12 protein-coding genes are annotated in these 13,870 nt (G+C 65.1%); 2 read left to right on the top strand and 10 right to left on the bottom strand.

The window, feature by feature from the left end:
• Window positions 1–41: 41 nt before the first annotated feature.
• Entirely contained in the window at window positions 42–1,019 is a 978-nt protein-coding gene (locus KY379_RS01765) for a TauD/TfdA family dioxygenase (RefSeq protein ID WP_133331244.1), read from the bottom strand.
• Window positions 1,020–1,060: 41 nt separating this feature from the next.
• Window positions 1,061–1,279 carry an MbtH family protein gene (locus KY379_RS01760; RefSeq protein WP_133331242.1) on the bottom strand — a complete coding sequence of 73 codons (219 nt, stop codon included), beginning with the start codon at window positions 1,277–1,279 and terminating at the stop codon, window positions 1,061–1,063.
• A gap of 169 nt (window positions 1,280–1,448) precedes the next feature.
• On the opposite strand from KY379_RS01760, the gene KY379_RS01755 reads away from it, so the two are divergent.
• Complete coding sequence (locus KY379_RS01755) at window positions 1,449–3,170, top strand: SulP family inorganic anion transporter (protein WP_261240151.1); 1,722 nt, start codon at window positions 1,449–1,451, stop codon at window positions 3,168–3,170.
• 15 nt (window positions 3,171–3,185) lie between these two features.
• On the opposite strand, the gene ppk2 is transcribed toward KY379_RS01755, so the two are convergent.
• From ppk2 to KY379_RS01715, 8 genes are all read right to left on the bottom strand, one after another.
• A complete protein-coding gene (gene ppk2 / locus KY379_RS01750; RefSeq protein ID WP_133331238.1) occupies window positions 3,186–4,004 on the bottom strand; it encodes a polyphosphate kinase 2 in 819 nt (272 codons plus the stop codon).
• A 74-nt stretch (window positions 4,005–4,078) separates the two neighbouring features.
• On the bottom strand, window positions 4,079–5,464 hold the full coding sequence (locus tag KY379_RS01745) for an aspartate aminotransferase family protein (RefSeq protein WP_133331236.1): 1,386 nt from the start codon (window positions 5,462–5,464) through the stop codon (window positions 4,079–4,081).
• A 12-nt stretch (window positions 5,465–5,476) separates the two neighbouring features.
• On the bottom strand, window positions 5,477–6,943 hold the full coding sequence (locus tag KY379_RS01740; RefSeq protein WP_196172230.1) for an NAD-dependent succinate-semialdehyde dehydrogenase: 1,467 nt from the start codon (window positions 6,941–6,943) through the stop codon (window positions 5,477–5,479).
• 36 nt (window positions 6,944–6,979) lie between these two features.
• Window positions 6,980–7,999: a N(2)-acetyl-L-2,4-diaminobutanoate deacetylase DoeB gene (gene doeB, locus KY379_RS01735; protein ID WP_133331232.1), complete on the bottom strand. Its 1,020-nt coding sequence runs from the start codon at window positions 7,997–7,999 to the stop codon at window positions 6,980–6,982.
• 2 nt (window positions 8,000–8,001) lie between these two features.
• The gene (gene doeA / locus KY379_RS01730) at window positions 8,002–9,192 is read right to left on the bottom strand and encodes an ectoine hydrolase DoeA (protein WP_133331230.1); all 1,191 of its coding nucleotides are present in this window, start codon (window positions 9,190–9,192) and stop codon (window positions 8,002–8,004) included.
• Window positions 9,193–9,228: 36 nt separating this feature from the next.
• Window positions 9,229–10,221, bottom strand: coding sequence for an ectoine utilization protein EutC (gene eutC / locus KY379_RS01725; protein WP_133331228.1), 993 nt, complete (start codon window positions 10,219–10,221; stop codon window positions 9,229–9,231).
• A gap of 32 nt (window positions 10,222–10,253) precedes the next feature.
• Window positions 10,254–11,225 (bottom strand): hydroxyectoine utilization dehydratase EutB, encoded by a 972-nt coding sequence (gene eutB, locus KY379_RS01720; protein WP_133331225.1) that lies wholly within the window; start codon window positions 11,223–11,225, stop codon window positions 10,254–10,256.
• Between the two features lie 132 nt (window positions 11,226–11,357).
• Entirely contained in the window at window positions 11,358–12,752 is a 1,395-nt protein-coding gene (locus tag KY379_RS01715) for a PLP-dependent aminotransferase family protein (protein ID WP_133331372.1), read from the bottom strand.
• 241 nt (window positions 12,753–12,993) lie between these two features.
• On the opposite strand from KY379_RS01715, the gene ehuB reads away from it, so the two are divergent.
• A complete protein-coding gene (ehuB, locus tag KY379_RS01710; protein WP_196172227.1) occupies window positions 12,994–13,842 on the top strand; it encodes an ectoine/hydroxyectoine ABC transporter substrate-binding protein EhuB in 849 nt (282 codons plus the stop codon).
• Window positions 13,843–13,870: the final 28 nt, after the last annotated feature.

Here is a 13,870-nt window from a genome sequence, read left to right as displayed (position 1 = left end):
CCCGGACACCTGCGGAGTTGATTCGGGGGGGAGCGGCAGGGTCACTCGGCGCGGTGCGCACCGGCCATGGCGACCACGACCTTGCGCGGACCGGTGAAGGGCGCACGGGCGTGTGCGGTAAGCATGTTGTCGAGCATCAACACGTCGCCGGCGAGCCAGGGGAAGCTGACCTTGTGCGCCTCCAGCACGCCGCGCACTTCATCCAGCAGGTCGTCTTCGAGCGGGCTGCCATCGGCGTAGTAGACGTTACGCGGCAAGTCTTCCTCGTCGACGATATCGAGCAGCGTCTCGCGTACTTCCGGCTGCAGGTTGGAGATGTGGAACAGGTGCGCCTGGTTGAACCACACATTGTCGCCGGTCAGCGGATGACGCGCGGTCACCTGGCACACCTGGCGGGTACGCAGCTCGCCGTCGTCCTTCCATTGGCACTGGATGTTGCGCGCCCGGCAGTAGGCCTCGACCGTGGCCCGGTCATCGGTGTTGAAGACATCTTCCCAGGCAACGTCCAGGCCATTGCCATAGTTGCGCACATACATCAGGCCCTTTTCCTCCCAGCGCGTACGGATGCTGGCAGGCATGGCGCGGTAGATCGCGCGGCTGTCGGCGATCGGTGTTTCACCGCCCTGCTGGGCCGCGATCATGCTGTAGAACCAGATGCGCCGCGGCCATTCGTTGGTATAAGCCTGCTCGTTGTGCAGCGGGATATGCTGGTGCTGCGGGTATTCGGTGGAGGTATAGACGCCAGCGGTGACGTTGCTGCGCGGGGTGGAACCGAACTCGTAGGTCAGCAACGGATCGCCGAAGCCCGCCGCGAATTGCCGGAACTGCTCGGCGCCGTCCAGGGCGAAGCCGCGGAACAACAGACCGCCGCTGCGCAACAGGTGCTCGTCCACCAGCGGACGCAGGTGGTCCAGCGCCTCGAACAGGTTGATGTTCGGCTCGGGGGCCTGGACCAGCAGGGGCAGGTTGCCCTTTACGCCCGGCAGCGGGCGAGTTTCGAGGGTCAGTACAGCGCTCATGGGCAGTATCTCCAGCAAGGCGGCGACGAGAGAATGGGCGGTCAGCGGGCCAGGGCGTCCTGCTCCATCTTCTGGCGCAGGCTCAGCGGACGCATGTCGGTCCAGACTTGCTCGATATAGGCCAGGCACTCGGCCTTCTGCCCTTGGGTGCCGGTTTCCCGCCAGCCCTGCGGTACGGTCTTGTAGGCGGGCCACAAGGAGTACTGCTCTTCGTGGTTGATCAGAACCTTGAACACTGCGTCTTCGCGATCGAATGCCATTTCACACCTCTTCAGATCTGTGGAGCGCACCCATTGGTGTGCCTCTCATAAACGACGAACGACCTTGGCGAATAATTAGCGCCAGGTGGCTTCTGGCCCTGGCCGGTGCGGCTAAGCTGTTGTTGCGATGGCCCCAGTGATTTTTGTCCGCCCAGTTGGAGCCCCGAGCATGCCCGACACTTCCCCGCGCTCACGCGTCGACTGGCAACGCTGGCTGCCGGGGCTCGCCACATTGCTGCACTACCAGCCCGCCTGGCTGGTCAAGGACATCGCCGCCGGCCTGGTGCTCACCAGCCTGTTGGTGCCGGTGGGCATCGCCTACGCCCAAGCCTCCGGCGTGCCGGGAATCTACGGCCTGTACGCGACCATCGTCCCGCTGCTGGCCTACGCCCTGTTCGGCCCCAGCCGCATCCTCGTGCTCGGCCCCGACTCGGCGCTGGCGGCACCGATCCTGGCCGTGGTGGTGCAATACGCTGCCAACGACCCGCAACGGGCAATCGCCATCGCCAGCCTGATGGCACTGGTGGCCGGCGCTTTCTGCGTGATCACAGGTTTGCTGCGCCTGGGCTTCATCACCGAGCTGTTGTCCAAACCGATCCGCTACGGCTACATGAACGGCATCGCCCTCACCGTGCTGATCAGCCAACTGCCCAAGCTGTGGGGTATCTCCTTCGACAGCCAGGGGCCGTTGCGCGACCTGTGGCAACTGGCGCAGGCATTGCTCGCGGGCCATGGCCACTGGCCCAGCTTCGCCGTCGGCGCCGGCAGCCTGGTGTTGATCCTCTCGCTCAAACCGTTCAAGCGTCTGCCCGGGATTCTCATCGCCGTGGTCCTGGCGACGCTGGCGGTGAGCCTGTTCGACCTCGACCAGCGCGGCGTCAAGGTGCTCGGTGAATTGCCCCAAGGCCTGCCCAGCCTGACCCTGCCGTGGGTGAGCGACATCGACCTGGTCGAAGTGATCCTCGGCGGGATCGCCGTGGCGCTGGTGTCGTTCGCCGATACCAGCGTGCTTTCGCGCTCGTACGCCGCGCGTCTGAAAAGCCCGGTCAATCCGAACCAGGAGATGTTCGGCCTGGGCGTGGCCAACCTGGCGTCCGGGCTGTTCCAGGGCATCCCGATCAGCAGCAGCGCCTCGCGTACGCCGGTGGCCGAGGCGGCCGGCGCCAGGACCCAGCTCACCGGCGTGATCGGCGCGCTGGCGGTCACCGTGTTGTTGCTGACGGCACCCAGCCTGATGCACGACCTGCCCAGCAGCGCACTGGCGGCGGTGGTGATCGCAGCTGCCTTGAGCCTGTTCGAGTTCGCCGACCTCAGGCGCATCTTCCGCATGCAGCAATGGGAGTTCTGGCTGTCGTGCACCTGCTTCGTCGGGGTCGCGGTATTCGGCGCCATTCCCGGTATCGGCATCGCGGTGGTGATCTCGGTGATCGAGTTCCTGTGGGACGGTTGGCGCCCGCACTACGCAGTGCTCGGGCGAGTCGACGGCACCCGTGGCTACCATGACGTGAAACGTTATCCACAGGCCCGGCGCATACCGGGGCTGGTGCTGCTGCGTTGGGACGCCCCGCTGTTCTTCGCCAATGCCGAGCAATTCCAGAGCACGGTGCTGGCGGCGGTGGACGACACGCCCACGCCGGTGCAACGGCTGGTCATCGCAGCCGAGCCGGTGACCAGCATCGACATCACCTCGGCGGACATGCTCGGAGAACTGGACCGCGCGCTGGAGGCACGCGGCGTGGAATTGCAGTTCGCCGAGATGAAGGACCCGGTGAAGGACAAAATGAAGCGTTTCGAGCTGTTCGAGCGGATTGGCGAAAGGGCGTTTCATCCAACCGTGGGGGCGGCGGTGGACGCATACCTGGAGGATACCGGGATCGACTGGCGGCCTTAGATCGCCCTGAAAGCCTCAGAACCGTTCGTCGACCATCTTGAAGGGATAGGCCACCGCCTTGTACTTGCCGATCTTGCCGCGCTTGGGCAGTTTGGCGACCTGTTCGCCGGTGATGTCCTGGTAAGGGATATGCTTCAGCAGGTGGCTGATGATGTTCAGCCGGGCACGCCGCTTGTCATTGGAATGGGCCATGAACCAGGGCGCCCAGGACGAATCGGAGGCGACGAACATGGCATCGCGAGCGCGGGTGTAGTCGTCCCAGCGGGTGTAGGACTTGAGGTCCATGGGCGACAGCTTCCACAGCTTGCGACCATCGTTGATACGATCTTGCAGGCGGCGGGTCTGCTCTTCGGGGCTGACTTCGAGCCAGTACTTGAGGAGCAGGATGCCCGAGTCGACCATCATCTTCTCGAACAGCGGCACCACGGCGAGGAACTTGTCGGCTTGCTCCTCGGTGCAGAAACCCATCACCCGCTCGACGCCGGCGCGGTTGTACCAGCTGCGATCGAAGATCACTACTTCGCCGGCAGAAGGCATGTGGCCGAGGTAGCGCTGGGCGTACATCTGGGTCTTTTCCCGCTCGGTCGGCGCCGGCAGCGCCACCACCCGAAATACCCGCGGGCTGACGCGCTCGGTGATGGCCTTGATGGTGCCGCCCTTGCCAGCACCATCTCGGCCTTCGAAGACGATGCACACCTTCAGGCCTTTGGCGACCACCCACTCCTGCAGCTTGACCAGCTCCACGTGCAGTTTGCGAAGTTCCTTCTCATAGGCCTTGCCGCCCAGCTTTTGCGCCTGGTGTTTCACGTCTTTGTTGCTGGACGACTTGGCCATGGCACTCTCCAGAGAAGGCGAATGAAGAATCAGTATGGTCGATCCATGGCGGTTTGCCGCTTCGCTTGATCCACTCAGCCGAGCACCTTGCCGGCCACCTCGTCGACCGCTTGCCGGGTGATGGCAACGATCGTGTCGGCATCTTCCTGGTTCAACACCAGCGGCGGGGCAAAGCCCAGAATGTCGCCATGGGGCATGGCCCGGGCGATCATCCCGCGCTCGAGACAAGCCGCCGACACTTGCGGGCCGACCTTGAGCGCCGGGTCGAACGCCGTACGGGCATCGCGGTCGGCCATGAACTCCACCGCGCAGAGCATGCCATCGCCGCGTACCTCGCCGACCAGGGGGTGACCCTCGAAGGTTTCGCGCATGCGTCGGTTGAGGTAGGCGCCGACCACGTCGGCATTTTCGGTCAGGTTCTCGCGTTCGAGAATGTCCAGGTTGGCCAGCGCCGCCGCGGCGCAGATCGGATGCCCCGAGTAGGTCCAGCCATGCCCCATCGGGCCGGCCTTCTGCGAGCCTTCTTCGATGACGTTCCACACCTTCTCGCCGACGATCACCGCCGACAGCGGCGCATAGGCGCTGGTCAAACCCTTGGCCGTGGTGATCAGGTCGGGGCGGATGTCGTAGCGCTGGCTGCCCATCTTCGAACCCAGGCGCCCGAACGCGCACACCACTTCATCGGCGATCAGCAGTACGTCGTAGCGGTCGAGCACGGCCTGAATGGCTTTCCAGTAGCCCTTGGGCGGAACGATGATGCCTCCGGTCCCCATCAACGGTTCGCCAATGAACGCGGCGACGGTGTCGGGGCCTTCGGCAAGAATCATCTGCTCCAGTTGGTCGGCGCAATACTGGACGAAGGCCTGTGGGTCCATGCCCGCCGGGGCCTGGCGATACCAGTGGGGGCAGACCGTGTGCTTGACGCCTTCGACCGGCAAGTCGAAATGCTGATGGAAGCTCGGCAGGCCGGTCAGGCTACCGGTCATGATGCCCGAGCCATGGTAGCCACGATCGCGGGAGATGATCTTCTTCTTGCCTGGGCGTCCGAGGATGTTGTTGTAGTAGCGCACCAGCTTGACCTGGGTCTCGTTGGCATCGGAGCCCGACAAGCCGTAGTAGACCTTTTTCATGCCGGCCGGCGCCCAGTCGATGATGCGGCTGGACAACTCGATGATCGCTTCGGTCGAGTGGCCGACGTAGGTGTGGTAGTACGCCAGCTCCTTGGCCTGGCGATGGATGGCGTCGGCGACCTCGGTACGGCCATAGCCGATGTTCACGCAGTACAGGCCGGCGAAGGCGTCGATCAGTTCGCGGCCTTCGTGGTCGCGCAGGCGAATGCCTTCGGCGGCGGTGATGATCCGCCCCTTGAGCGCGCCGCTGGCGTGGTCATGGGCGTGGGTCGAAGGGTGCATGAAGTGGGCGCGGTCCTGTTCGAACAGCTGGCTGAAATCGTGGCTCATGGCAAACACTCCTTAGATCTGACCGTGATGGTGCAGGCAAACGTATTTGGTTTCGACGAAGGGCTCGAAGCCCTCGCTGCCGCCTTCGCGGCCCAGGCCCGAGGCCTTCATGCCGCCGAATGGAATGGGATGGCCGGTGAACTTGACGCCATTGATCGCCACCATCGCGTGGTCCAGCCGGCGGACCAACGGATGCACGACGTCCAGGCGATTGCCGACGATGTAGGCGGCAAGGCCATACTCGGTGTCGTTGGCCAGGGCGATGGCCTGCTCCAGGGTGTCGAAGGGCATGACACCGGCAATCGGTGCGAAATTTTCCTCTTGGTAAATGCGCATCGCCGGCGTGACATCGGCCAGCACCGTGGGCTGGAAGAACCAGCCCCCCAAAGCATGTCCCTCGCCGCCGACCAGGCGCCGGGCGCCCTTGGCCAGCGCGTCTTCGACCCGCGCCTGGGTGGCATCGAACGCGCCCTGGTGCATCAGCGGGCCGACCTGCGCTGCCGTCTCATTGCCCTCGACCATCGCGGGACCGACCTGCAGCGCCCGCACAGCCTCGGCGAAACGGGCCAGGAAAGCTTCGTACAATGGCCGTTGCACCAGAATGCGGTTGGCTGCGCAGCAGTCCTGCCCGGAGGTCTGGAACTTGGCCGCCACGGCCACCTGCACAGCGAGTTCGAGATCGGCATCGGCGCAGACGATGAACGGAGCATTGCCGCCCAGCTCAAGGGCCACCTTCTTGACGTCCTGGGCCGCAGCCTGCAGCACCAGCTTGCCGACCCGGGTCGAGCCGGTGAAGCTGACCGCGCGCACGCGACTGTCGCCGACCAAGGTCTGCATGGTCATCTGCGGTTCGCCGATCACCACATTGAACACACCGGCCGGGAACCCGGCATCCGCCGCCAGTTGCGCCAGGGCCAAGGCCGAGAAGGGCGTCTCATGCGCCGGCTTGACCACTACCGTACAGCCGGCGGCCAATGCTGCGGCGGCCTTGCGGGTGATCATGGCGCTGGGGAAGTTCCACGGCGTGAGCAATGCGCAGACGCCGACGGGTTCTTTCAGCGTGCTCAGCTGCGCCCCCGGAATATGGCTGGGCAGGGTCTGGCCATTGAGGCGCCGGGCCTCTTCGGCGAACCAGGGGATGAAGCTCGCGGCATAGGCGATTTCGCCCCGCGCTTCGGCCAGCGGTTTGCCCTGCTCCTGGCTGAGGATGCGTGCCAACGCCTCCTGGTGCTCGAGCATCAATTCGGCCCAGCGGCGCAACAAGCTCGCACGCTGATCCAGGCTCTGCCGGCGCCAGGCCGGAAAGGCCCGCTGGGCGGCATCGACGGCAGCGACGATCTGGTCTTGGTCGAGCAACGGTACTTGGTCGATCAGCTGTTGATTGGCCGGATCGTGCACGGCAATGCGCGTTCCGCTGCGACTGTCCAGCCACTGACCGTCGACGTGGCACAGGCTATTGAAAGGGTATTGGTGTGACATGACTGTTCTCCATACCTCGTTATCGTGGCGCCGGGGTCAGGCCAGCACGTCGGCGATCACCGCCAGGGTGTCGCCACACTTCACCAGCCCCGGGAAGTGCCGGGCGGCGAGCAGGCCGTTGCGTTTGGCGCGGTATTCGAGCGGGGCGCTGCCGGTGCGGCGGATATCATGGATGCGCGCGATCACCTCGCCCTGGCTGACCGTCTCGCCCAGGTCGCGGCACATTTCCAGCAGGCCGTCGTGTTCGCTGGCGATGAAGCAATCGCCATCGGGCATGTCGAGCAGGATGGTTTCGCCGCGCTGCATGTCGCCGGCGAGGATGCCGGCGTGGATCAGCAGGTTGCGCACCCCGCGCTCGGCCAGGGCCACGCTCTTGGCCGTGGAAGTGCCGCCGCCGCCAAGCTCGGTGGTGACGAACACCTTGCCCTGCTCCTCCGCGGCGGTGTCGTACATCGCCTGGGCGTCGAGCTCCAGCATGCGCATGCCGTAGGGCGCGGCGAAGGCCTGCATGCCCGCTTCGCAGCGTGCCTGCTGGGCCTTGTCGGGCAGCACATGACAGGCCGCGAACGGCAGGAAATCAAGGGTGCGACCACCGGAATGGATATCCAGGACGATATCGGCCAGTGGCAGCAAGGTGCGGCGGAAGTAGTCGGCGATCTTCTCCGTCACGCTGCCGTCGGGTCGACCGGGAAAGCTGCGGTTGAGGTTGCCCTTGTCGATCGGCGAGGTGCGGGTGCCTGCCTGGAACGCCGGAGTGTTCATGAACGGCACGATGATCACCCGCCCGCTGACCTGCTCGGCTTGCAGCTGCTGGGCCAGCTTGCTCAGCGCCACCGGCCCTTCGTACTCGTCGCCATGGTTGCCACCGGTGAGCAGGGCCGTTGGGCCGCTGCCGTTCTTGACCACGGTCAGCGGGATCATCACCGCGCCCCAGGCCGAGTCGTCACGGGAGTACGGCAGCTTGAGAAAGCCGTGCTGCACGCCGTCGCACTCGAAGTCCAGGGTGCAACTGATCGGGTTGGCCGGGGTGGCGCTGGCCTGTGCGATTGCATTCATGGTCAGTCCTTCACGAACAGCTGGCGCGGCACGTTGCACAGGGTCTGGACCCCGGTCTCGGTGATGAGGATGCTTTCGGTGATCTCCAGGCCCCAGTCGTCCATCCACAGCCCCGGCATGAAGTGGAAGGTCATGCCCGGTTGCAGCACGCTGGTGTCGCTCGGGCGCAGGCTCATGGTGCGTTCGCCCCAGTCAGGCGGGTAGCTGATACCGATCGGATAGCCGCAGCGGCTGTCCTTGTGGATGCCGAACTTCTCCAGTACGGCGAAGAACGCCCGGGCGATGTCGCCGGTGGTATTGCCGGGTCGGGCGGCCTCCAGGCCGGCGGCGATGCCTTCGACCACGGCTTTTTCGCCGTCCAGGAAGTGCTGCGGTGGCTTGCCCAAATACACCGTGCGCGACAGTGGGCAGTGATAGCGCTTATAGCAGCCGGCGATCTCGAAGAAGGTGCCGGCGCCGCGGACGAACGGCGAATCGTCCCAGGTCAGGTGCGGCGCGCTGGCGTCGGCGCCGGTGGGCAGCAGTGGCACGATGGCCGGGTAGTCACCACCGTGGCCGTCGGCACCGAGGATACCGCTGCGGTAGATCTCGGCCACCAGCTCGTTCTTGCGCATGCCGGGCTCGATGCGTTCGAGGATGCATCCATGCATCTGCTCGACGATGCGCGCGGCAATGCGCATGTACTCGATTTCCTGGGGCGACTTGATAGCTCGCTGCCAGTTGACCAGGCCTGCGGCATCGGTCAGGCGCGCCTGGGGCAGGTGCTTGCACAGGGCCAGGTAGGCCGCAGCGCTGAAGTAATAGTTGTCCATTTCCACGCCGATGCTCAGGCCACCCCAGCCCTTGGCCAGGATCACTTCCTGGCACAGGTAGTCCATCGGGTGACGCTCGCGCGACTGCACATAGATGTCCGGGTAGCCGACGATGTTGTCGTGGTCCATGAACACCGTGCGCTTGGCCCCGTTGGCATCCTGTCCACGGCCGAACCAGATCGGCTCGCCATCGAGCGCCAGCAACACGCACTGGTGCACGTAGAATGACCAGCCGTCATAGCCGGTCAGCCAGGCCATGTTCGATGGATCGGTTACCAGCAACAGTTCCAGGCCCTGCGCCTGCATGGCGCTGCGGGTCTTGGCCAGGCGCTGGGCGTACTCTTGCCGGCTGAACGGCAGGTTGACCACGGTCTGTGACATACGGATGCCCTTCTTGTGAGTGGGTTGCGAAAGTCTTCAGCTGAGAAACGCCAGGCCTTTGCCGGCGGCGACTGCACGCTCGAAGGCGAGGTTGGCGATGGCGGTGTCCTGGACCCCGGTGCCGGTCAGATCGCAGAGGGTGACCTCGGCGTCGGTCTGGCGGGCGGGGCGAAGGCCGGCGACGATCTGGCCGAGCTCGGAAAACTCGGCATCCGCGCTGACCGCCCCGGCACGCAAGGCGTGGTGCAACTCGCCCAGCACGCGGGTCTGGCTCAGACGGTCGGCGACATAGCGATCGAGCTGGGCCAGGGCCTGGGGGGCGATCTCGTTCTTGTGTTCGGCGTCCGACCCCATGGCGGTGATGTGCAGGCCGGGCTGCAGGTGATGCGGTTGGATCAGAGGCTCGCGGCTGGGTGTGCAGGTGATGGCGATGTCGACCGCCTGCATGGCCTGGTCGACGTCCAGACACGCCTGCACCTGCAGGCACCCGTCGCGACCGAGCTCATCGCACAACGCGGCGGTCTTCTCGGCATCGCGCCCCCAGACCTTGACCTGCTCGATCGGACGCACCAGGCGCAGTGCCTGCAGTTGTAGACGGGCCTGCTCCCCGTTGCCGATCAGCGCCACCCGGCGGCTGTCGGCACGCGACAGCCAACGCGCGGCCACCGCACCTGCGGCGGCGGTGCGCACGGCAGTGAGGTAGCCGTTGTCGAGCAACAAGGCATCGAGCAAGCCGGTGCGTGCCGACAACAGCATCATCATGCCGTTGAGGCTGGGAAGGCCCAGCGAGGGGTTGTCGAAGAAGCCCGGGCTGACCTTGATGGCGAAGCGCGCCAGACCCGGCAGGTAGGCGGTTTTCACGTCCACTTCGCCGTTGTGCTCGGGCACGTCCAGGCGCAGGATCGGTGGCATCGCGACCGAGGTGGTGGCAAGCGCGGCAAAGGCCTGTTCGATGGCGTCGAGGGCATCGCGGTCAAGGGTGATGCAGCTACGCAGGTCGGCTTCGCTGAGCAAGGTGATGGCCGGCATTCGAATACCTCCAGTTGAAGGAACGTGATGTCTCAGGCGTCGCCGCCGTTGATGACGCGTTGATGCTGAGCGCTGTCGACATTGCGCCCACTGACCACCACCACGACCGGCCCCCGGGGAGCCACCAGGCCGTCGAGCAGCGCGGCGATACCGACCGCGCCGGCGCCTTCGAGCACCAGGCGCTCCTGCTGGTAGGCGTGGCGCATGCCGTTGGCGATCGAGGCCTCGGGGAGCAGGTGCAGGTGGTCGAGCAGGCGCCGGGTCATGGCCAGGGTGTGCTGGTTGTCCAGGCCGATACCGCCGCCGAGCGAGTCGGCCAGGGTCGTCAGTTCTTCCACCTCGACCGGGCAGCCGGCCTGCAGGCTGGCGTGCATCGCCGCGCCGCGCTGCATGCTGATGCCATGGGTGGCGATCGCTGGATTGATGCTCTTCAGGGCCAAGGCCACGCCGGCGAACAGGCCGCCACCAGAGAGTGGGATCAGCACCTGATCGACCTCGGGCAACTGCTCGATGATTTCCAGGCCGAGGGTGCCCTGCCCAGCGATGACATGCCGATGGTCAAAGGGAGGTATCAGCGCTGCGCCGTGGTCTTCGGCAAGCTGTTGCGCGGCGTGCTGGGCATCGTCCTGGGACTGGCCGACGATGCACACCTGCGCACCCAGGTCGCGAATGGCCTGCACCTTGTTGTCTGGCACCAGATGCGAAAGGAACACGGTGGCCTTGACGCCCAGTTGCGCGGCGGCATGTGCCACTGCCCGACCATGGTTACCCGTGGATGCGGTGACCACACCTCGCGAGCGCTGCTGCGGATCGAGCGCGGCGATGGCATTGCTGGCGCCGCGCAGCTTGAAGCTGCCGGTGGTCTGCAAGGCTTCGAGTTTCAGGTAGACCGGCACGCCCAGGCGCCGGCTCAGGCTGGCTGACAACTCCAGCGGGGTATGACGCACCAGGCCTTGGATGCGCTGGCGGGCGACATAGAGATCGTGAAGCGAAAGCGCTGACATGACCGGGACCCAACGAGTGACCTGATGTTGGGCCGAGTGTATGAGGCGAAAATTGTCGCGATGAATGTACTAGGGCAATTTGCCTGAGAATTTGACCGGACCAGGGCGCCGGACGGTGTTCTGGCCGGCGAATCAGAGCTCGTGGATCTGCGGGTACTGGCCGAACAACTCGCGCATGTCACCCAGGGCCTGGCGCAGTTTCGCCTCGGAACATTCGGCGCCCACGCATAGACGCACGGCCCGCGGCCGCGGCGTGCCGCGTACCAGGAACGGCTCCGGCGGGGTCACTGCGATCTGCCGACGACGCAAGGCGCGCACCAGGCTGTCGACTTCCCAGCGCTCGGGTATGTTCAGCCACGCCCCCAGGGCATGCTCGTGCTGACCACGCAGATATTCACCCAGGTACTCACGCAGCAGTGCCTGACGCTCGCTCAGCAACTTGCGCTGCAACTCGACCAGTTGCAGCGCTCGCCCATCATTGATCCAGCGTGAAGCGATCTCCGCCACCAGGGGCGTCGCCATCCAGCTGTTGACCCGCAGAATGCTCTCGGTGCGCAGTGCCAGGCGCTTGGGCATGGCCAGGTAGCCCACGCGCAGTCCGGTCAGCACCGACTTGGTCAGGCTCGTGCAGTAGAACGACAGTTCCGGCGCATACGAACTGAGCGGCCGTGCCTGGCGGCCACCGAGCAACGGCCCGTAGACGTCATCTTCGATGATGTGCACACCAAAACGCCGGGCGATCGCAGCGATTTCCTGGCGCCGGGCGTCGGGCATGAGGCTGACCGTCGGATTGTTGAGATTGGGTGTGCACACCAGCGCGGTCACCCGCTCATTGCTGCAGATGTCTTCGAAATGCTCCGGGTCGATGCCCTCGCGGTCCATCTCCAGGCCCTTGAGGGTGAAACCCAACACCTGCGAATTACCGATCACGCCATGGTCGGTCAGCCCCTCGCACAGCACCACGTCATCGGGCCCGGCCAGGGAAGCCAAGGCCAGGAAGATGGCGTGGGCGGCGCCATTGGTCACCAGCACGTCGTCATGTTCGACCTGCATGCCCAGGCCATCCAGCCAGCGTACCGCCGCCTCGCGATGGCTCTGGAAACCGGCGATCGGCCGGTAGGCATGGATCCACGGCTGCTCCTCTTCCACGGCCAGTTCGGCGCAGGTCTCGCGCCAGATGCGCTCGTGCACCTGGGTATGAAGAATGCGGGTGATGGAGAAATCGACCAGGGTGCGCTCGGGCAGGTCGATGATGTCATCCGACACACGGTCGCTCATGCGTCGACTGACGAAACTGCCTCGACCGATCTCGCAGCGCACCAAGCCCTGGCGTTCCAGTTCCTTGTAGGCATTGGTCACGGTCTGCACGCTGATCCCCAGGGCATCGGCGACCTGGCGCTGCGGTGGCAGGCGTTGATCGTGCACCAGCACGCCACGCTCGATCTCGCCGGTGACGGCCTGGACCAGAATCTTGTACTTGGACTCGCCGATGCGGGCGGCGTCCAGGGCTGCCTTCCAACTGTGCATCATGATGTTCGCTTCACTTGCCGGGGCCAGGGACACAGCATCACCTGTAGAACGGGCCCGGGCAATTGTCCTAGTGCAATGCCATCGCGGTTGCAGCTTTTGTATGCTCGGCCCAAGGTCGACACCCACGCTGCCTGGCAGCCTCGAACAAACGACCGGTCCTGCTTTCGCTGTTTTGCTCCACTGCCTCCTAACACAGAGCCGTCGTCGACGGTTTTTATAACAAACAGGAGATTCATTGATGAGCCAGCCTTCCAACCGTCCGTTCCACCGCCTGCTGGTGGCCTGTGCCACCCTCGGCCTGCTCGCCAGCGCACAGGCCGCCAGCCTGCAGGAGATCAAGGAAAACAGCCGCCTGCGCATCGGCTACGCCAATGAAACGCCGTTCGCCTACACCGAGACCGATGGCCGGGTCACCGGCGAGTCGCCGGAAATCGCCCGGATCATCTTCGAGAAGATGGGCATCAAGCAGGTCGATGGTGTCCTCACCGAGTGGGGGTCGTTGATCCCTGGGCTGCGCGCGGGACGCTTCGATGTGATTGCCGCTGGCATGTACATCACCCCGGCCCGCTGCAAGCAGGTGATCTTCACCGACCCGCAATACGCCTTGCCCGACACCCTGCTGGTAGCCCGAGGCAACCCGAAGAACCTGCACAGCTATGCCGATATCGCCAAGAATCCCGACGCAAAGCTGGCGATCATGGCGGGCACGGTCAACCTTGCCTATGCCCGCGATTCGGGCGTCAGCGATGCGCAGATACTCCAGGTTCCCGACACCACCGCGCAATTGCAGGCCGTGCGCGCCGGTCGCGCCGATGCCGCCGTGGGCACCCAGCTGACCATGAAGGGCCTGGCCAAGAAAGGCGGCGACAAGGTCGAGGCGATCAGCGACTTCAGCGACGATCCGGCCCACACCGGCTACGGCGCCTTGGCCTTCCGCCCCGAAGACAAGGACTTGCGCGATGCGGTCAACGCCGAACTGAAGAAGTGGCTGGGCAGCGAGGAGCATCTCAAGGCCGTCGCACCGTTCGGTTTCGACCGCTCCAACGTGACCGACAAGACCGCCGCCGAGCTCTGTGCCCAGCCGTGAGTCGAGGTGGCATGGTGCTTGCCGTGCC

Source organism: Pseudomonas sp. HD6422 (genome assembly GCF_025377065.1).
Taxonomy (GTDB): Bacteria; Pseudomonadota; Gammaproteobacteria; order Pseudomonadales; family Pseudomonadaceae; genus Aquipseudomonas; species Aquipseudomonas putida_U.
The sequence above is the reverse complement of the archived record's forward strand: the minus strand, read 5'-3'. Positions and strand labels throughout refer to the sequence as shown.

Bases quoted from the DNA above. Each gene is read 5' to 3' on its own strand.
- KY379_RS01765 (WP_133331244.1), bottom strand. From the start codon at position 1,019: ATGAGCGCTGTACTGACCCTCGAAACTCGCCCGCTGCCGGGCGTAAAG.
- KY379_RS01760 (WP_133331242.1), bottom strand. From the start codon at position 1,279: ATGGCATTCGATCGCGAAGACGCAGTGTTCAAGGTTCTGATCAACCAC.
- KY379_RS01755 (WP_261240151.1), top strand. From the start codon at position 1,449: ATGCCCGACACTTCCCCGCGCTCACGCGTCGACTGGCAACGCTGGCTG.
- ppk2 (WP_133331238.1), bottom strand. From the start codon at position 4,004: ATGGCCAAGTCGTCCAGCAACAAAGACGTGAAACACCAGGCGCAAAAG.
- KY379_RS01745 (WP_133331236.1), bottom strand. From the start codon at position 5,464: ATGAGCCACGATTTCAGCCAGCTGTTCGAACAGGACCGCGCCCACTTC.
- KY379_RS01740 (WP_196172230.1), bottom strand. From the start codon at position 6,943: ATGTCACACCAATACCCTTTCAATAGCCTGTGCCACGTCGACGGTCAG.
- doeB (WP_133331232.1), bottom strand. From the start codon at position 7,999: ATGAATGCAATCGCACAGGCCAGCGCCACCCCGGCCAACCCGATCAGT.
- doeA (WP_133331230.1), bottom strand. From the start codon at position 9,192: ATGTCACAGACCGTGGTCAACCTGCCGTTCAGCCGGCAAGAGTACGCC.
- eutC (WP_133331228.1), bottom strand. From the start codon at position 10,221: ATGCCGGCCATCACCTTGCTCAGCGAAGCCGACCTGCGTAGCTGCATC.
- eutB (WP_133331225.1), bottom strand. From the start codon at position 11,225: ATGTCAGCGCTTTCGCTTCACGATCTCTATGTCGCCCGCCAGCGCATC.
- KY379_RS01715 (WP_133331372.1), bottom strand. From the start codon at position 12,752: ATGCACAGTTGGAAGGCAGCCCTGGACGCCGCCCGCATCGGCGAGTCC.
- ehuB (WP_196172227.1), top strand. From the start codon at position 12,994: ATGAGCCAGCCTTCCAACCGTCCGTTCCACCGCCTGCTGGTGGCCTGT.